Source organism: Sulfitobacter indolifex (assembly GCF_022788655.1).
Lineage (GTDB): Bacteria > Pseudomonadota > Alphaproteobacteria > Rhodobacterales > Rhodobacteraceae > Sulfitobacter > Sulfitobacter indolifex.
Genome location: NZ_CP084954.1, coordinates 1 through 18,762, shown reverse-complemented (window position 1 = coordinate 18,762; position 18,762 = coordinate 1). Strand labels below are relative to the sequence as shown.

The following is an 18,762-nucleotide window of genomic DNA, read 5'->3' as shown; positions in this document are numbered from 1 at the left end:
GCGTCAGAGCGTCAGCGTCCCGATGCTCGACCCGCCGCAAACAAAGAGCGTCTGGCCGGTGACGAAACTGTTGGCTGGATCGCAGAAGAACAGAAAGGCGTTGGTTACGTCCTCGACCTGCCCCAAGCGCCCCACCGGGATCCGTTTGGCCAATTCCGCCTCGCGTTCGCTTTCTTTGGGGATGATGCCCCAAAAATTGTCGGTCTGCACCGGACCGGGGGCCACGACGTTGACGGTGATCCCATGCGGTGCAAGCTCCAGCGCCCATGTGCGCGCCATGCCAATCATCCCCGCTTTGGACGCCGAATAGGCCGTGCGCGTCGACGCGCCCAAGGCGGCGCGGGAGGCGTTGAACATCACCCGACCGAAGCCTCGGTTTTTCATTGCCGGAAGGAACGCTTGCAGAAGCGTCAGGGCCGCGCCGAGGTGCAGTTGCGCCAGACCTGTGATGTCTTCGGGCTTGGCCTCTTCGATCAAATTGGGCCAGATCAAACCGGCGTTATGCACCAGATGGGTCACGTCATAGCGCGCCGCGATATCGGCTGCCACGGCAGAGACGGAGGCGGGATCGAGCAGATCGGCTTCGATATGCTCAACGGCTTCCGCGTCCCATTCCGGCTTGCCTCGGGCGATAGAGACGACGCGGTAGCCGCGCTCCAGCAGACGCTGCGCCAAATCGGCACCGATCCCCTTGCTGCCCCCGGTGATGACGGCGGTGTACTCGCTCATGGTCTCTCTCCCGGTATCAGCGCCAGCACCCGTAATGGGCTGCCGGTTCCGCCTTTGATCTTGAGCGGCGGTGCAATTAACATGGCGCCCGTGGGCGGCAGTTGGTCGAGGTTGCACAGACATTGCAGGCCATATTTCCCTGCCCCATGCAGCAAGTAATGCGCAGGAAACGGTGGATCGTAGTGCATCCCCTGCCCCGCATCGGTGCCGACGGTTTCGGTGCCAAAGCCGCGAATGCCGCGCTCCAACAGAAGGGAGATTGCGGCGGGTGTGGGACCGGGCGAATGGGCCCCGTCCTCGCGCATGTTGAGGTAGTCCGCGCCGCTGCGTTTCGACCAGTCGGTGCGCATCAGCACCCAGACGTCTGCCGGGATCGTGCCGTGTTTGGCTTCCCAATCGTGGATGATTTCGGGCGTCAGTTCAAAGTCATCGTCCTGCCCTGCCCCCTCGGAGCAGTCGATCACAACCACCGGGCCGATGAAGGCCTCGGGCGGGATTTCATCGACCGCCCCATTCGCCACGTCTTTGCCGGAGACCCAGTGGATCGGCGCGTCGAAATGGGTGCCGGTGTGTTCGTTCAGCGTGAGGTTATGCCACTTCCACGCCGGGCCGCGATGATCATAGGCCGAGACTTCCTCCATCCGGAACCGCGCGCATTGGCCGAACTCTGGCGGTAAGACAATGACTGGGAAATCGGGATCAAGCCGGTGCGTCAGATCGACGACCTGTGCCGCGCCGCTTGCCAGCGCATCGGCCAGTGCTGTGATTGCATCGCTCATGCTCCGTTCCCCCGCATCTCGCGTTCCATCAGCGCCGGATCGTCCAGCCAACGGGCCAATGCATCCTTAGCCACATCACCGCAGGCAACCTCTTCCAGCCCGTCGACCAGGCCACTCACCACTGTCCGCGCCAGCGCGGGGGGGGGGACTTTGGGCGGCGGCAAAGGCTGGTGCCATTCATCATCCACAGGCCCGGTATAGACATTCATCACCCGCAATCCGGAACTGGAAAACTCCGCGCGAAGAGTCTGGCTGAGCGACCGCGCCGCCGCTTGCGAGGCATCAAACCCGCCGAACCCCGCCGCCGGGGCCAGCGCCCCGACCGAGAGCAGATTTACCCACGCCACCGCTGAATTTACCCCATCCGCCGTGCGCGACGCCATCGCCGGGCCAAAGCTCTGCGCCAGCCGCATGAGACCCAGCACATTGGTCTCCATCCCGTCGCGGGCAAAGATCGTATCGCCACCCAGCACCCCGCCGGGGCGGATGAACTGCGCGGTGTTTATCAGGATATCAACCTTCCCCGCGATCTCAGCCGCGAGGCGGGAGACGGAAGCGGTGTCGGTCACGTCAAGCGGCATGAGGCTGACGTTCTTGATCCCCTCAAGGGCCGCACGTCCTTCCCACCGCCGCCAGTGCTCTGGCTCACCAAGAAAGACCTGCGCCGCACCTGCTTTCAGAAGCGCTTGGGCCAGCGGCAGGGCCATGGGGGAGCGGGCATCGGTGATCAGCACCCGACGGTGTTTCGGGTCGCTCGACATCGCGCGCAGTATTGAGTCGTCTTGCATAAATTCGCTTCCCTCTCGCGGCAGGGCTACCATGACCCCCTGCCCGGCCCGGTCCAACTTAAGCGCCAGACGGACGTTATCGCCACGCCCGACTTCGCCGTGTAGATTGCATACCGCCACCGGCCCGACGGCGAGTTGCACCGTGCCGATCCGCCACGGCAGACGCTCGCGGAAGTAGGGGTCGGGTGAGACCCGGATCGTCGTTTCGGCCAACACCTCGCCAGTCGGATTAGTCTCGCGCCAATCAAGCGCCACAGACAGGCATTTGCAGCAGGCATCACGCGGTGGATATTGAACCGCGCCGCAGTCAGCACAATGTTGCAGCGCAAACTGCCCCCGCCCCGCGGCAATCGCCAGCCCGAGTGCCGCGCGTGAGCGTTGTGCAGGCGGTAGGGTTGGCACTGTGCTGCGCTTTTGCGGGTTCTTCTTTTGCGGCGGCGTCAATGGGTCGGTCATACCCCGCCCCCTTCGATGATCGCCGCTGCCGAACAAACGCCCCGGTCATAGTTGATCATGCCAAAGCCCGAGACCAGCGCCCGCTGTGCGTTTGCCACCTGCGTGCCATCGGCCTGTCCGGTTACCTGCCGTATCGCCTCGACTAGCCCCAAATAACCACCCGCGGCCCCGGCTTGGCCGACCGATAATTGCCCGCCAGAAGTGTTATGCGGGAAGTCGCCCGAGATTGTCAGATCACGCTGACGGACGAACGCGGCCCCCTCCCCCTTGGCGCATAAGCCGAGGTCTTCGAACTGCATCATCGAGATCACCGGATAGTCGTCGTAGGTTTGCAACAGGTCGACGCCCTCAGGCCCATGGCCCGCCATGTCATAAAGCTCATCAATATCCACGCCCCAGCCGCCGCGCAGTTGCATTGGGTCTTCGGGGTAGGCGTTGTGCCGCTCGATTGTGCCGCTGATCCGGGCGAAGGGCAAATTGCGGCGCGCGGCCTCGTCTTCGCGCATGACCAAAAACGCCTCGGCCCCGGCGCAGGGCATGACACAATCGAAAAGAGCAATGGGGTCCGAGATCATCCGCGCATTGAGGTATTGATCGAGGGTGAGTGGGGTCTTCATCAGCGCCTTGGGATAGCGCAGCGCGTTGCCACGTTGGGCCACGGCGATCTGGCCAAAATCCTCTCGGGTGGCGCCGTATTCCTGCATATAGCGGTCCATCAGCAGGGCGAAACTCGCGTTGGGGCCGCCGAAGCCGTAGGGGAAGGTCGCATCCATCGAAAAGCGCGAAAAGCCGCTGAGGAGTGTGCGGAAACTGTCGATCCGGTTCGCGTCGCCCGCCACACAGGCGACCACATCCACGTCCCCCGCTTGCACCGCCCGCGCGGCGCGGCGCAGGGCGATCACCCCGCTGGCCCCGCCTGTGGGCACGGTATCGAGCCAGCGCGGGCTGAGGCCTAGATGCTGGGTCAGCCCCACTGGCGTGTCGGGCGCGAGCGAAAAGCTGGAAACCGAAAAACCGTCCAACGCCGCCGGGGCGATCCCCGCTTGGCCCAGCATGTCGCGCAGGGCGCGGGCGATCCACCAATGCGCGGTCGCATTGCTATAGCGCTGATAGGGCACCGAGGTTGGCGCGGCGATGACCACGCCTTCATAACTCTGCCGTTTCATGCAGCCGTCCGTTTCTTCAGCCCGCGCATATCATGGGTTGTGGGATCGTCGCGCAGGTCAGCCGCCAGCGTTTTCAGCACTCCGCGTTGAAGTTTCTGCGTCGCGGTCAGTGGCAGTGTGTCGACGAAAGCGATGAAGCCGGGGGCTTTGTAGTAGGCAAGTTGAGTGAGGCACCATCGGGTGATTTCCTGCGCCAAGTCGGCAGGATCAGCGCCCGCGTCTTTCGCGACGATACAGGCAAAGACCTCATCCCCGCGCACCGCGTCCGGCACGGCGGCGACGGCGGCGCTGGCCACAGCGGGGTGGCGCATCAGGGTCGATTCCACCTCCACCGCCGCGATGTTTTCGCCCGAGCGACGGATCACGTTTTTCTTACGGTCGACAAAGAACATAGCGCCGTCAGGCGCGCGGCGCACGATGTCACCGGTGTGGAACCAGCCGCCCTGCCATGCCTCATCCGTGGCTTGGGCATTCTTGAAATAGCCCGCGAAAAATCCCCGCCGGGGGTCGGTGCCCGCACGGCGCACCAGCAGTTCGCCCTGTTCCGCCTCTTGTCCGGCGTCATCGACCAGCCGTACGTCCAGCCCTTGCTCAACCGCACCGAGACAGCTTTCGCCCACCCGGCGTGGTGCGCGGTTGGCGCAAATCACGGCGCCTGCGCCCGTCTCGGTCATGGCCCAAGCCTCCACCAACGGGAAGCCGAAACGCGCCTCAAAACCGGCGTGGAGTTTCGGGTCCACCCCCGCGCCGAAGCCGAAGCGCACGGCGTGATCGCGGTCCTCGTCGCTTTCTTCGGCCCCCATCAACATAGATGGCATCACGCCGAGGTAGTGCAGGCAGGTCGCCCCCGACGCCCGGACCGACGCCCACCAGCTGCGCGGATGGAACCGGTCAAGTGCGGTCAGACAACCGCCCACGGCGATCATCGCCATAAAGGAATAGGCCATCGCGTTCATGTGGAAGATCGGCAACGGCGTGATCATGCGCTCGCCGTCCTGCGACAGGGCGCAGAGCCCGCCTGTGTCTGCGTACCAGCGTCCGGCGTCGAGGAAATAGGTGTTGGTCAGGATGCAGCCTTTGGGCTGACCCGTGGTGCCGGAGGTGTAGAGGAGTGCCGCTTCCGCATCCTCCGCGCCGCCCTCCCTAGCCGCGATGGCCGTGCTTGAGACCGGCGCAGGGAGAGGATCGCCCGGTGCAATCACTGGCATTTCGCGCCCCGCTTGCCGCGCTGCCGCGCGCAGATCATCGCCACGTGCCGGGATCGCCACGGCCAAGACCGGCTCGGCGTGGTCGATCATATAGCTGAGCTCCGCCGCGCGTAGATCGGGGTTCACCGGCACCACCGACAGGCCCAAGCCGTTCAACGCCAGCCACCAGAGGAAAAATGCCGGGCGGTTCTCCATCAGCAGCATGACCCGCTGGCCGGGTAGGTAGCCCGCCGCCGCGATTTTCTCCCGCAGAGCCGCGACCTCGCGCGCGGCTTCGGCGTAGGTCACCTCCCCCGCCGCGATCCCGTAGAGCGCTGCCGTTTCGGGCAGGACATTCAAAAAGCCCCGTTCGGGATACCGCTTTGCGGTGTTTTCAAAGGCTGCGCAAACCGTTTCGATCTCTGGCGCGATCATGGCAGCAACTGAATGTTGCGAAAGGCCGCGTCGCAGTTGACGATATCGACCCGTTTGTTGGCGATCCGCAGTGCGCCGTCGACCAAGGACAGCTCATGCCGCGCAGTGACAGCGAGCAGTTGCTGCTCATCCAGTCGCGTTTCGACGTAGTGCATGAAGGTTGTCGTGACGAAACGCCCCGCCTCCAAGTCCATTTCATCGACGAAAGGACGCTGGATCACATGATGACAGCGGCTTTTGGGTTTTTGGCTGAAAGTCCGCGCGCCGTTGAGCCGTTCGACGCGTAGTTTCAGCATGAACATATCCTCATACATCAGCGAGGTTTGATTGATCGGATCGGTCTGTTGATAGTCCAGCGGCATCCAGTAGTGCCCATCCGGCAGCCAGAGGTTTAGCCATTCGGTATAGTGCCCCTCGTCCAACATGCGCACTTCGTCATAGATGAAGTCGATCAGGGTTTCGCGCGTCACGCTCATTCCGCAGCCTCCGCTGTTTGGCCCATGGTCATAAATTTGACCCACGCATGGAATTGGTTGCGCATCTGGCGCTCGGTTGTGCCGTTTTCGACCGCTTCCGTCTCGAAGTCTTCGTCGTCTTCGATCAGCCGCTGGATGTTGACCCATTCCAACCCGTTGACCATCAACCCTTCTTGGGCACGCTCGTACATCTCCAGATCATCGTGCCCGACGATGGAGGTGGGCGCGTTGATCATGCGGTTGTACATCGCGGTGCGGGCGGTCAGCTCATCCGGCGCGTCCACAAGGCGGTAGATATAGCTTTCCACCACCGTGCGGTCCGCCGCGATGGGGATGAAGACCCGCAGTTGCTGGATCGGCCCTTTGATCATGATGTTAGGGAAATAGACCGTGTTGTGGCGGTTTTCGTCCAAGATCGCCTTGGCTTTTTCCTCTCCATAGCTTTCGCAGAGCGCTTCGAAATAGCCGGGGATGGCGGAATAATCGGAGTGGATTGAATGGTTTACGCCCGTGTGCCCGTGGCCGTTGGGCCATGTTCGGATGCCCATGCCTTCGAAAAACTCGTAAGGGGACATAAAGGGGGCGATGATCTCCATCGCCGCAGGTTTGGGCGCGCCTTCGGGCAAGTCGAGCTCTTCGTAAAGCTTCACCGCCGTCCCGGCAGAGCTTTCGTGGGCCACCATCGGGTGGCAGGTATCGGTCTGGTTTTCGACCAACATCTTCCAGTTGCAGTGATGCATATAGCGCAGCGGCGGGCCGACGACTTCGAGCCGTCCTGCGGGGGAGCGGTCCACCATATTGTCGAGTGACGACAGGCTCTCGCCGAAGAACTCTTCGAAGCTGATGCCCTCTTCGGCAAGCCGGGCGAAGATAAAGCCACGGTAGTTCTTCACATCCCCGACGCTGCGCATGCCCTTGCCGCTGTCGGTGTCTTCTAGCCCGGTATCTTGGTAGCCCTTCTTGAGCGGGATCGCCAAAAGGCAGCCGTCGGTCTTGAAGCTCCATGCGTGATAGGGGCAGCGGAAGAACTTGCCGGTGTTGCCCTGCCGGTCAATCACGATCTTGGTGCCCTTATGCGGACAGCGGTTCAGCAGCACATGGATGTCGCCCGTCGAATGGCGCACCTGAATGACCGGCTGGGTGCCGATATGGGTGCTGAAGTAGTCCCCCTTGTTCGGCGTCTGGCTTTCATGGCCGACAAAGACCCAAGCATTGGCGAAGAGATGCTTCATCTCCTGCTGGAACACCTCTTGATCGGTGTAGATATCGCGGTGCACCTGATGTGGCTGCACGAGGGCGGCCAGTGCCGCCGGGCTGTCGTAACGTCCCATGATTTCCTCCCTCAGATGTCGAGTACAAGGCGCGGTGAATTGGCGCGGCTGACACAGATTTGCATGACGTTGCCTGCGGCGCGTTCGGCCTCAGACAGCACCACGTCGCGGTGATCGGGGGTGCCGCTGATGACGTCGCATTGGCAGATGCCGCAGTCGCCGCGCTGGCAGTCGTACATGACATCGACGCCGCCCGCTTCCAGCACGTCGATGATGGATTGGCCGGGCGGGATGGTGAAGACCTCCCCGCTTGAGGCCAACTCGACCTCAAAGGCGCTGTCGCCTGCTTGCTCTTGCGGTGCGTCGAAGAGTTCAAAATGGATGCGGTCCGCCGCGATACCCGCCGCTTCGGCCTTGGCCTTTACCGCTTCGATCAACCCCTTGGGGCCACAGACATAGAGATGCGCGTCGGCGCCCGCAGAGGCAATCACCGCGTCAAGGTTCAGCGCGCTGTCGTCGTCGTCGCAATGCAGATGCAAGGCATCGCCGAAGGTATCGCGCAGAGTATCGCGATAGGCCATGAGCGGCGCGCTGCGGCCAGAGTAGTGAAAGGCGAACGCCTGACCGGCGGCCTTGAGTGTCGTCGCCATTGAGATCATTGGCGTGATGCCAATCCCCCCCGCCAGCAGCACCGCAGGCGCGCCCGGCGTCAGGGCAAAGTCATTCTTTGGGGCGGCGCAGGAGATTTCTGCGCCGGATTTTAGCCCATGCATATGGATCGAGCCGCCCTTGCCCTCAGGCTCACGCTGGACGGCGATGCGATAGCATTCTGGGGCTTCGGGGATCGGGTCGAAAGCGATTAGGGAATAGGCGCGGGTGTCGCCGTCGGGCAGGTCGAAGAGCACATGCGCACCCGCCTCCCACGCCGGCAGCGCGCTGCCGTCTGCTGCCCCAATCTGGAACTCGCTGATGCGATCGGTCAGCGCTGTGACCTCGCGCACAATGGCGTTGAATTTCGACATGTGACGTCCTCCCGTGACAAACAATATGATTTTTCATATAGTTTCGGTCAAGGGTTTTCTTGCAAAGCGCGAGTTTGCCCGCCATTTAAATAAGCCGAGGCGTAAAGGGCCGCTTTCCATCAAAGGGTTAACAGGTGTGACGCAACAGATAACCGACGCAGGCACCAACGAAGAAACAGCGCAGGATGGGGGATTCGTTTCTGACTACCTGCTCTATCTCTTGGCGGCGGCCAGTGATGTTGCGAGCGCGCAGTTCCACGCGCAGGTACGCAAAGCCGGGCTGCGCGTGCCAGAATGGCGGGTGTTGGCCTGCCTTTCAGACACCGATGGCGCGATGATTACCCAATTGGCCCGACAGGCATTGGCCGAGCAATCACGCCTTACACGAATCATCGCTCAGATGGAGGAGCGCGGCCTGTTGATCCGCCGCAGTGACCCTGCCGATGGCCGGCGCGTGCGGGTCTATCTGACCGATGCAGGCCGCGCGCTGGCCGCTGAACTGGTGCCCCAAGCGCGGCGTCATGAGGCTGCTTTGATGGAAATGCTCAAGGGCAATGAGGGGGCGCAATTGAAACCGGCGCTGAAATCCCTGCTTGCGGCGTTGGATGGCTCAGCGGACCCGCAGGGCTGATTTCACCCCCTTGCTCCCACCATAAAAAACAGTTCCAATCGTGATCTAAATGTGAATATATGAAAAAGCATATACTTGGCGACACGGGTTTGGGAGAACCCCGCCGAGGCATATCGAACGATATGGGGAGGAGCCCAAAATGACCAAATTCACCAAGTTTCTCACGACCAGTGCGCTTGCGCTCTGCACCGCGACCGGCGCTTTTGCGGCCGAGACGCTGACCATTTCCACTTGGCTGCCGCCGAGCCACCCGGTCAACACCAGCATGTTCACCCAGCTGACAGAGATGATGTCGGAAGCCAGCGATGGGCTAATCGAGACCGAGTTGAAGAACGGCCTTGCCCCGCCCCCCGCGCAGATGGACCTGCTGCTGGATGGCGCCGCTGATATCGCGATCCTGTTCCACGGCTACACGCCCGGTCGTTTTGTCGGCACCAAACTGGTGGAAATCCCCGGTTATGAGGGCAATGCCGAGGCGGCTTCGGTCGCGCATTGGCGCGTGCATGAGGCGATGCTTGCAGATCTCGACGAACACCGCGGCGTTAAGGTGATTGCGCTGACCACCCATGGTCCGGGCCAAATCCACTCCAACAAAGAAGTTGCTTCGCTGGATGACCTGCAAGGCCTGAAGACGCGCCTTGGCGGTGGTGTTTCGGCGGATGTGGGGGCTGAGCTTGGCCTTGTTGGCATTCAGGTGCCCGCGCCCAAGGTTTACGAGACGCTCGATTCCGGCGCCGCCGACGCCGTGGCGATGAACATGGGCGAGCGGATCAGCTTCAAGCTGAACGAAGTGGCCAAGAACGTCTATGAAATGCCCGGTGGTTTCTACCGGGGTTCCTTCTCGGTCATCATGAGCCAAGAGACCTTTGATGGCCTGCCCGAAGACGTGCAACAAAAGCTCGACAGCGAAGTCTTTGGCGAAACCGCGAGCCGCATGATGGGTGCCGTCTGGGATCAAAGCGACGTAGACGCGCGTGAGGCCACCGAGGCTGCAGGTGACAACAAAATCGTCACCGCCTCCGAAGAGGATCAGGCCCGCTTTGCTGAGATGGCCGCCAAGGTACGCGACAAGGTGATCGCCGAACTCGACGCGGCAGGTGTAGATGGTCAGGCCGCCTATAAGATGATGCGTGAGGAAATGGCCAACGCGAGCCAGTAACCCCCACCGTCAAAGGGGCCGGATGCAGCAGCAATCGGCCCCCAGCCAGGGAACCGCTATGCGCACTTTCATCCGACTAACTGCCGCCCTCTCGGCCCTGCCGATGACGATGGCCTCTCTCGCGCTTTTTGCGCTGATGGTGCTGACTTTTTCCGACGTTATCATGCGCTCGGTTTTCAACGCGCCGATTGAGGCTGCGACGGAGCTGATCCGGATCGGCATCGCGTTGATCGTCTTCTCGGCCCTGCCTGTGCTTTCTGCCCGCGAAGGTCATATCGCCGCTGACTTGTTGGATCACCCCTTTGAAAAGTGGGGTCTACAACGCTGGCGCGACGGGTTGATCACACTCGCCTGCGGCGCGATGCTGTGGTTTCCGGCGGGGCGGGTCGTTGACCTCGCCTACCGCGCGCTCAGCTATGGCGACGTCACCGAATACCTTCAAATTCCGACATTCTATATCGGTATGTTCATCGCAGTGATGACCTATCTCACCGCTGTCGTGCTGATCCTGCGCGGGCTTTTGCGCCTCTTCGCGCCGCAACTTTTGGACCCTGCCACATGATCGCATCTGCCATCGGCTTTGCCGCCGTTTTCGTCCTTGTCTTACTGCGCCTGCCGATCGCATTTGCCATGGGCATCGTTGGGATGATCGGGCTGGTCTATGAAACCAGCTACCGCGCCTCAATCTCCATGGTGTCGCGGCTGATTATCGACACCAGCCAAGACTATGGCCTCTCGGTGATCCCGCTCTTCATCCTCATGGGGCTTTTCGTCAACAAAGGCGGCATCAGCCGTGAGCTTTACCAAGTGTCCAACGCCTTTCTGGGTCATTTCCGGGGCGGTTTGGCCATGGCAACCATCGTCGCTTGCGGCGGCTTTGCGGCGATCTGTGGCTCGTCCCTGGCCACGGCGGCGACCATGTCCAAGGTCGCCATGCCAGAGATGCGCAAATACGGCTATGCCGACAGTCTTTCGACCGCCTCCATTGCGGCGGGCGGCACGCTTGGGATCCTGATCCCGCCGTCGGTGATCCTTGTGATCTATGGGCTGCTGACTGAGACCTCGATCGGCGCATTGTTCATCGCGGGAATCGTGCCCGGCGCACTTGGCATCCTGCTCTACCTCTGCGCGGTCCGCTTTTCCGTCGCCATGAACCCCGAAGCCGGCCCCGCTGGTCCCCGCTCCACATGGGGCGAGCGGTTGCGGGCGCTCAATCACGTTTGGTCGGTGCTCGCGCTCTTTGCGCTGGTGATTGGCGGGCTTTATGGCGTGCTTGATTTCTGGCCGATCCATTTGGCCTTCTCGCCGACCGAAGCGGCGGGGATGGGGGCGGCAGGTGCTTTCCTCATTGCTTTGGCGCGGGGCGGGCTCAGCTGGGCCGGGCTGCGCGAGGTGTTAGAGGAAACCACGCTAACCACAGCCTCGCTATTCTCGGTGCTGATCGGCGCGTGGATATTCTCGAACTTCGTCAACCTTGCGGGCCTGCCCGAAGGGCTGCTGGCAACTGTCACCGCGCTCGATCTTGGCCCTTGGGTAGTGATGGGGCTGATCCTCGTGATCTACATCGCGCTCGGCTGTATTTTCGAGAGCATGTCGATGCTCTTGCTGACCGTGCCAATCTTCTTTCCGTTGGTCACCAGCCTCGGCTTCGACCCGGTGTGGTTCGGTATCATCGTGGTGGTGGTAACAGAGATCAGCTTGATCACACCGCCCGTGGGTCTGAACGTCTTTGTCCTCAAGGGCGTGGTGGGCGATGTCTCTACGGGTACAATCTTTCGCGGGGTTACACCGTTCTGGCTGGTCGACATCCTGCGGCTGATCCTGCTGCTGATCTTCCCGGCGCTGGTGCTGTTCTTGCCCGGCCAGATGTAAGCCCCCTGCCCTATCGCCGCGCCTGTTTGCACTTCGGCAGGCGCGGCGCGATAGTGCGGCCAAATCATTAAGGATGAGGCCAGCATGAACATCGACCTATTGAAAGACCTTTGCGAAACCCCCGGCGTGCCGGGGCGCGAACACCGCGTGCGCGATCTGATCACCCGCGAGATCGAAGGGCTGTTTGACCATGTGGAGACCGACGCAATGGGCTCCCTCCTTTGTCGTCGTGATGCAAAGGCAGGCGACGGCAAAGCGCCTAAGATCATGCTGCTTTGCCATATGGATGAGATCGGCTTTCTGGTCAGCCATGTGTCGAAAGACGGGTTTCTTTACCTTCAGCCTGTAGGCGGCTTTGATCCGCGCAACCTGTTCTCGCGCCGTGTGTTGGTCTGTACTGAGCAGGGCGATCTGAAGGGCGTGATGAACCCGGGCGGCAAGCCCATTCACATCTCCTCCCCCGAAGACCGCAAGAAGATCCCCGAGGTGTCGGAGTTTTTCGTCGATCTGGGGCTCGGGGAAGCAGCGAAAGACATCGTGAAAATCGGTGACTTCGTGGTGATGGATGAGCCCTTCCTTGAGATGGGCGATCAGTTCGTTTCCAAAGCGCTCGACAACCGGGTGGCCTGCTGGCTGGGCATCGAAGCGATCCGCAAGCTGGCCGACAGGGGGCGCGGGGCAGAGATTCACGTGGCATTCACCTGTCAGGAGGAAGTCGGCCTGCGTGGCGCGCGCACCGCGGCCTATAAGGTGCAGCCTGATATCGGACTGGGCATCGACACCACGCTGGCCTGCGACACACCCGGCGTGCCCGATCACATGGCGACCACGCGTCTTGGTAAGGGGTTTGGCCTGCATGTGCGCGACAGCAGCTTTATCGCCGATGTGGGTCTTGTTAGTGAGATTGAGAAACTCGCAGAAGCGCGCAACATCCCCTTCCAGCGCACCATGCTCGCCGCCGGGGGACAGGATGGCGCTGCAGCCCAGCAAGCTGCCGCAGGCGCACGGGCTGTGGGGATCGTGGTCGGTACACGCTACATCCATACGGTGACCGAGATGGTGTCGAAAAGCGATCTACAGGCGGCGTTGGACATCCTCGTTGCCTATCTCGAAGGCTTCGATGGCAAGGCCGCCTAAAGCCCCCCCCCTGAGCGCAACGTGGCGCTTAGGGGTCATCCCCGTCCTCTGGTGTCTGCGGCAGCCAAACGGTAAAGGCCGCGCCCCCCTCTGCCCGATTGCGCACGGTGATGATGCCCCCGGCGCGTTGAATGAGCGTCTGCGAGATCGACAGGCCAAGTCCCGTCCCCTCCCCCGGTTTGGTGGTAAAGAAGGGATCGAAAAGGGAGCCAAGCAAATCGTCTGGAACGCCCGGCCCGCTGTCACTAACTGAAAGCGCCACCCCCGCCACTCCGTCCCGCTCGGCCTCTGCCAGATGCAGGTCCAACCGCCCTGCCCCCTGCATTGCCTGCACGGCATTGACCACGAGGTTGACCACAACCTGTTGCACTTCGCCTGAGTCCGCACGAACCGGCGGCACCTCCTCAAACGTGCAATGCACCTCGACCCCGCCTCGGCTGATGAGGTGATCGACGAGGACAAGACAGTCCTGCACCAAGGGGCGCAGCGCGATATTATGTTCACAGTCGGAGAATTCCGATGGCGCTGCGAACTTGAGTAATTTGCCGACGATCACTTCGATCCGGGACACCTGCCTGTCGATTAGGGCCAGTTCAGTCGCCACGGGCTCGGCATTCTCGCCCAAGGTTTGCCGGATGACATCAACGTTGCCCATGATGACCGCGACCGGGTTGTTAATCTCATGCGCGACCCCGGCGGTAATTTCGCCGATTGAGGCGAGCTTTTCACTCATAACCAATTGACGGAAAGTCTGCTCCAGTTTTTCATTAGCCTCACGAAGCTCGGCAGTGCGTTGGTCGACACGCTGGTTCAATGCGTCGTTCCAACTGCGCAACTGCCGATCGCGTTCCTGCACCTGCTCCAACAGCCAGTCCAGATGCTGTGCCACGGCACCAATCTCATCCCGTGCGGGCACCCGCCCAATCCGCGCTGACAGTTCACCCTTGCCGACGCGGTGCATCACTTTTGTCATCCGTTCAAGCGGCGAAAAGATACCACGTGCCAGCCAAAGGAACACCGGGGCAGACAACGCCAATACTGCAAAGAAGGCCGCGAGCATCCACCAGAATGCCGCGCGTTTGGCCTCTGCGAAAGGTGCTTCGAGGAAGCCTACATACAGCATCCCTACCCGCTCTCCAAAACTATCAGTGATCGGTTGGTAGGCCGAGATATACCAATCGTTCACCACAAAGGCCCGGTCGAGCCAGGTGCGACCGTCAATCAATACGGCCTTTCTGACCTCAGCCGAAACGCGGGTGCCAAGGGCGCGAATATCTTCAAACAAGCGCACATTCGTCGAAATTCGCAGGTCATCCAGAAAGAGTGTCGCGGTGCCCTGTCGATCCCCTCCGGTCGCGGCATTGAGGTAAACGAGATCGTTGATGGTATCGATGAAATCAAGGTTCCGGTTCAGCAGCATCCCCCCGACCAGCACACCTCGCGTGCCATTAAGGTTCACCGGACTTGCCGCATGCACCACCATTCCCCGGTCCTCGATCTTGCGGTCTGTAGGGACAGCTGCAGGTGTATCTACGAGAGGCACCTGGGTGCGCACAGGCAAAGCGTCATTGAAAGTTGCCAGCCGTGCATTGCTGAAAACGTCAATCTCTACGCTGCTGCTGCCCCGCGAGGCGCGCGCTATCACGGGCCAGTCCTCACCGGCCTCTATAGCCGCCTCAATCGGGAGGAATGTTAAGAAGTCCAAGTCCAACTGCTTTCGCGTGCTGTCAAAGAACGTAGCCAGCTCGGTGCCGGGCCGTCCCAGCCAATGACTGAATTCGACAGAACCCGCGACGGCGTCCAGCTCATCGCCCGTTTGTGCCAGTAACCGAGAAAGATATTGGTTCGCGATTTTCAATTCGCTTTCGACATTCGCGATGAGCACTTTGTCGTAATCCGCCGTCCAGCGCGACATGCCCAAGATCAGCAATAACGGCATCAACACGATGAGGGGTGTCAAAGCGAGGATCAGTAGGCGCAGGCGAACGGAGGTCATGGGCTATCCCGAAAAACTTCTGCCAATCTACCCGCTGGTCGCCCACGAGTGAAGGGTGGGAGCGGCTCCGCCGGCAATGATAGCGAATTAGAAGCTCAAAAACCCATGTTGCCAGCCACAAATAACCCTAAACCACTGTAAAACAACTATTTTTCAGATTGTCAGCTGACAATTACGACGGTTGGTCAATGCTGAAAGCATAGGATTAAGTGAAAATGCGCCATCTCGGGCCATTTGTGTCAGCCGGCGGAGGTAAGCGCCCGGGCTTCGAATTGTCGCAGCTTTCTCTAGCAGACAAAGTACCGTGATAGCAGCGCTCTCTGCACCCATATCTCGTTTTGCCTCATTCAAGACGGGCAGGTCAATCCCCAGCATGGGCGCGATCTGGTCTCCGACACGTACAAGGTCATCCCAGCTTCTCAAAGCCTGAGGGAAGAAACTGCGAACTTCTGTGCAGGCTGTCACAATTTCTGCCAGTGTGACCCCCTTTTTTTGTTCTGGGCTTTGCGCACTATTATTGCCAGCCGTCTCTGATTGTACTGCCATCGCTTGATCGCTCTTTTCAGAGTCAAAATAGTATTTATTTGAATCCTGTTTGTGCCGCTCATTTTGCCTGTCACTGGCGCTCAGTTGGTCTGTATCAAGGGCAGGGAGGGTCGATACACACGGGGTTTCGATCTCATCCTCTGCTGCCTGATCGAGCGCTTCATGCAAGATACGTTCCATTGACTTAAGAGCGGCTTCATCAGGTTTGCGCCGCAGCAGCCGGCCCACGTCATCCGCCAAAGCATCTGCGCCGCCCTGACCGATCAGCGCATGCCTTAAAACCAGAATTCTATCGCGCAGAGCTTGAATGCGTTCATGCTGCGCTTCCGCTTGCTGTGCCGCAGTCTCGATCATTTCGGCTTGGACGACCAGCGGGGCGAGGTCGAAGCCAAAGGCCAGCGCAATCGCTCCCCCTCGGTTACGCGCAAAACGTTTGCGGTTTGGACTGTCGTGGCGTCCGATCAGGCCAAGTCTCACCAACTCAGCAAGATGCCGTCTTAACGTGCTCTCGGGCATCCCGTGCAGTCTCTCTGAGAGCCGTGCATTGGACGCAAAGACGATACCCGCCGCGCCATCAGGGATGTGGCGGCTTGGCACAAAGCTAAGCAGGGCCTTTAATACGGTGAGGGTGCGGTGCGACAGCTCAAAGCTATCTGCTGCCGTTGTCAGCCGGTCGAGCAAGGCCCATTTATCCGGCCCCTCGCATGACACCTGGGTAGCCGATTTCGGCCGCCCGAACGCAGTTCGGAACGTGTTTTCCATGTAAATTCACGAAAGACAACAAAATACCTGCCCTATCCCACCGGGTAGAGTTGACATCGATAAATCTTTGGGGCTATCTCGAAGGTGCAAAGTTTGAGAAGGGCCTTCCGGGATTTATCCTGGGGGGCTTTTCTTTTGTGGTCCTGATGTGCCTCCTGTTGCTGCTTCCTCAAATCTCACGCGCGGGTCTTTTGCCAGCGGTCGTGAATCTCTTGCAAAAGCTCTTCTGCATGTGCATCGAGCCAAGTATCGAACCCTTCAGCCGCGCGTGCGGGCACGGTGACAGTGACGCCCCGTTTGCCACTGCGAATGTCGGCCACTGCTTTTCCTTCGCGGCTCCGCAACGTCCGCGGCTTGGCCGAGGGGGCAGGGGATGCTGCTGCCTTTGCGGGCTGCGCAGAGGATTGCTTATAGATAGCCTCGAACCGCTCGTCCGAAGTCAGCCCATCCCAATCGCTGTGCGCCATCCGGCCCTCGGCACGCGCTTTGGCGCCAGGCATCTCAAAGAGTTTAACCAGTGCCATCCAACGATCACGGCCGATTGAGGGCGCGGAGCCTACTTGCCGCAAAAAGGGCAGGTCAAAGGCATGGCCAACCTTGAGCATTCGACTGACCATTGGCAGATCAATCGAAAGTGCGTCAGCAATTGTCTGCCGATCATGCCCGCCCGTATCAAGTTGTGCAGCAAAGCTGGCTTTTTCGATGAACGACAGGTCCTGGCGCGCGGTATTCTCTTGACCTTGCGCCATAACCAACGCGTGATCGTCAAGTTGCCGGACCATCGCCTTTACAGGCATCCCGAGCGACTTCAACGCTTGGAGCCGCCGACGCCCGTAAACAATCTCAAAACGACCCGGGGATTTAGGATGGGGCCGGACGAGTACCGGCACCTGTTGACCATAGGTCTTCAAGCTGTCCTGAAGTTGCTTTTGGGCCTGTGTATCAGTCCCTAAACGGTCTTCGACCCCGGCCATGTCAATCAATGCACCGTCCAACTCCTGAACGGCATTCTCTTGCATCCGATTTAGCGATGACTGTAGTGCGCCAACGGCCCCACGAGGCATTAGGCTCGCCTTGGGTTTGGGCTTAACAGGCTCTAATGCTGAGGCTTTAGAGCTGCTCTCTACCTTGTGCGAAGTATCATGGTCCGAAGATAAAATTCCTTTGCGTGCCATCAACGCCCCCATGCTTTCTGGATCATGGTTTCGATCTCATCATTTACAAGATTGAGCGAGTCTACCGCCCGGTCATACGTCGTTCGATGGAACTGCGACCTGTCGACCTCATAAATAGTTTGATGGGTGAGGCCGGCATCAGAAATTGCGGTGGATTTCAGCATTGGTGCCACCATAACTTCTTCGTCGAACAGCTGACGCAGGAAGGATAGAACCTGTTGCTGAGGTCCATCATTGGGCTCGTAGCGGTTGATCAGGAAACGCAGGAAGTCAAATTCCATGCTCGCCCCTGCATTAGAGACTACATCCAACAAGTCAGCGCTCATCTGCAAGAACTGCGACATTGAGGCGACATCGAGCATATTCGGCACGACCGTGATCAGCACACCAGTCGAGGCGCAGAGCGCTGACATGGTCAGATACCCCAGTTGCGGCGGACAATCGAAGATAACCGCATCATAGTCCTGCTCTACGTCCTGCAGAGATGTGGCCAGCCGTGCGAAAAACGCCGGCTGCGTGTTGTTTAACAAGGCTTGAGGGGTCTCGTGCTCAAATTCCTGAAGCATCAAACCGCCGGGGGCAAGATCGATACCAGTGAAATAGGTTTTCTGGATGACATCGGCCAAGGGAACGGGATCATCATACTGAATCGCGTCATAGATAGTGCCCGAGTTCAAGAAATCGTACTCAGGACGATAGCCAAATAGCGTTGTTAGAGACGCTTGAGGATCGATATCAACGCAGAGGACACGGTAGCCTTTTAGGGCCAAACGCTGGGCGGCATGGATTGCACTTGTTGTTTTACCGCTGCCACCTTTGAAGTTCAAAAAGGACAATACTTGCAGCTTATCCCCATCACGGCGGCCGCGTTGATAGGCGCCGCGTGATTTCGCCGTCCCCTCCAACGTCCGACGGATGTTCAGCAGATCCTCGGCGCTATAATGGCGCCGCCCACCGGGGCTGGTTTGGACCTCAACGATCTTATCGTCAAAATGTAGCTTGCGGAGGAAACTTGTGGAAATGCCAAGCAATTCAGCAGCTTCTCCTGCAGAAAAGCGGCGAAGTTCCTTGCGCGCGTCAGGTGCAAACACCTTTAGCATATGACTTTCCAACGCTTCGGAAAGCGTTTCCGCATTAAGGCGGATCCGTGTATTGATGTGTACAGTGTTAGTCAC

At 60.0% G+C, this 18,762-nt stretch carries 17 protein-coding genes; 5 read left to right on the top strand and 12 right to left on the bottom strand.

Translation table 11 applies throughout. The features are described 5' to 3' along the window. Window positions 1-3: 3 nt before the first annotated feature. Genes DSM14862_RS18925 through DSM14862_RS18890 form a run of 8 tightly spaced genes read right to left on the bottom strand, consistent with a single transcriptional unit; the run spans window position 4 to window position 8,309 of the window. A complete protein-coding gene (locus tag DSM14862_RS18925; RefSeq protein WP_007121368.1) occupies window positions 4-729 on the bottom strand; it encodes an SDR family NAD(P)-dependent oxidoreductase in 726 nt (241 codons plus the stop codon). Beyond that, window positions 726-1,508 carry a cyclase family protein gene (locus DSM14862_RS18920; RefSeq protein WP_007121369.1) on the bottom strand — a complete coding sequence of 261 codons (783 nt, stop codon included), beginning with the start codon at window positions 1,506-1,508 and terminating at the stop codon, window positions 726-728. Before DSM14862_RS18920 ends, DSM14862_RS18925 begins: the two co-directional genes overlap by 4 nt. Beyond that, window positions 1,505-2,752, bottom strand: a complete 1,248-nt coding sequence (locus DSM14862_RS18915) for an SDR family NAD(P)-dependent oxidoreductase (protein WP_007121370.1) — start codon at window positions 2,750-2,752, stop codon at window positions 1,505-1,507. Before DSM14862_RS18915 ends, DSM14862_RS18920 begins: the two co-directional genes overlap by 4 nt. Continuing rightward, window positions 2,749-3,918 (bottom strand): thiolase family protein, encoded by a 1,170-nt coding sequence (locus tag DSM14862_RS18910; protein WP_243254621.1) that lies wholly within the window; start codon window positions 3,916-3,918, stop codon window positions 2,749-2,751. The genes DSM14862_RS18915 and DSM14862_RS18910 overlap by 4 nt, the downstream gene beginning before the upstream one ends. Continuing rightward, complete coding sequence (locus DSM14862_RS18905) at window positions 3,915-5,540, bottom strand: AMP-binding protein (protein ID WP_007121289.1); 1,626 nt, start codon at window positions 5,538-5,540, stop codon at window positions 3,915-3,917. Before DSM14862_RS18905 ends, DSM14862_RS18910 begins: the two co-directional genes overlap by 4 nt. Beyond that, entirely contained in the window at window positions 5,537-6,016 is a 480-nt protein-coding gene (locus DSM14862_RS18900; protein WP_007121290.1) for an aromatic-ring-hydroxylating dioxygenase subunit beta, read from the bottom strand. Before DSM14862_RS18900 ends, DSM14862_RS18905 begins: the two co-directional genes overlap by 4 nt. Then, complete coding sequence (locus DSM14862_RS18895) at window positions 6,013-7,347, bottom strand: aromatic ring-hydroxylating dioxygenase subunit alpha (protein WP_007121291.1); 1,335 nt, start codon at window positions 7,345-7,347, stop codon at window positions 6,013-6,015. Before DSM14862_RS18895 ends, DSM14862_RS18900 begins: the two co-directional genes overlap by 4 nt. An 11-nt stretch (window positions 7,348-7,358) precedes the next feature. Further along, window positions 7,359-8,309, bottom strand: coding sequence for a PDR/VanB family oxidoreductase (locus DSM14862_RS18890; protein WP_007121292.1), 951 nt, complete (start codon window positions 8,307-8,309; stop codon window positions 7,359-7,361). 136 nt (window positions 8,310-8,445) lie between these two features. Between DSM14862_RS18890 and DSM14862_RS18885 the strand changes: the two genes are divergently transcribed. From DSM14862_RS18885 to DSM14862_RS18865, 5 genes are all read left to right on the top strand, one after another. Continuing rightward, window positions 8,446-8,940, top strand: a complete 495-nt coding sequence (locus DSM14862_RS18885) for a MarR family winged helix-turn-helix transcriptional regulator (RefSeq protein WP_007121293.1) — start codon at window positions 8,446-8,448, stop codon at window positions 8,938-8,940. A 139-nt stretch (window positions 8,941-9,079) separates the two neighbouring features. Next, complete coding sequence (locus tag DSM14862_RS18880; protein WP_007121294.1) at window positions 9,080-10,099, top strand: TRAP transporter substrate-binding protein; 1,020 nt, start codon at window positions 9,080-9,082, stop codon at window positions 10,097-10,099. Window positions 10,100-10,157: 58 nt separating this feature from the next. Beyond that, on the top strand, window positions 10,158-10,661 hold the full coding sequence (locus tag DSM14862_RS18875) for a TRAP transporter small permease (RefSeq protein WP_243254620.1): 504 nt from the start codon (window positions 10,158-10,160) through the stop codon (window positions 10,659-10,661). Continuing rightward, the gene (locus tag DSM14862_RS18870) at window positions 10,658-11,971 is read left to right on the top strand and encodes a TRAP transporter large permease (RefSeq protein ID WP_243254619.1); all 1,314 of its coding nucleotides are present in this window, start codon (window positions 10,658-10,660) and stop codon (window positions 11,969-11,971) included. Before DSM14862_RS18875 ends, DSM14862_RS18870 begins: the two co-directional genes overlap by 4 nt. Before the next feature lie 84 nt (window positions 11,972-12,055). Further along, complete coding sequence (locus DSM14862_RS18865) at window positions 12,056-13,108, top strand: M42 family metallopeptidase (protein ID WP_243254618.1); 1,053 nt, start codon at window positions 12,056-12,058, stop codon at window positions 13,106-13,108. Window positions 13,109-13,136: 28 nt separating this feature from the next. Here the strand turns inward: DSM14862_RS18865 and DSM14862_RS18860 are convergent, their stop codons facing one another. The 4 genes from DSM14862_RS18860 to repA form a co-directional block, all read right to left on the bottom strand. Further along, window positions 13,137-15,104, bottom strand: a complete 1,968-nt coding sequence (locus DSM14862_RS18860; protein WP_243254617.1) for a sensor histidine kinase — start codon at window positions 15,102-15,104, stop codon at window positions 13,137-13,139. A 153-nt stretch (window positions 15,105-15,257) separates the two neighbouring features. Further along, the gene (gene repC, locus DSM14862_RS18855) at window positions 15,258-16,412 is read right to left on the bottom strand and encodes a plasmid replication protein RepC (RefSeq protein WP_040701969.1); all 1,155 of its coding nucleotides are present in this window, start codon (window positions 16,410-16,412) and stop codon (window positions 15,258-15,260) included. 176 nt (window positions 16,413-16,588) lie between these two features. Then, a complete protein-coding gene (gene repB, locus DSM14862_RS18850; RefSeq protein ID WP_040701972.1) occupies window positions 16,589-17,587 on the bottom strand; it encodes a plasmid partitioning protein RepB in 999 nt (332 codons plus the stop codon). Next, window positions 17,587-18,762 carry a plasmid partitioning protein RepA gene (repA, locus tag DSM14862_RS18845; protein WP_040701970.1) on the bottom strand — a complete coding sequence of 392 codons (1,176 nt, stop codon included), beginning with the start codon at window positions 18,760-18,762 and terminating at the stop codon, window positions 17,587-17,589. The genes repB and repA overlap by 1 nt, the downstream gene beginning before the upstream one ends.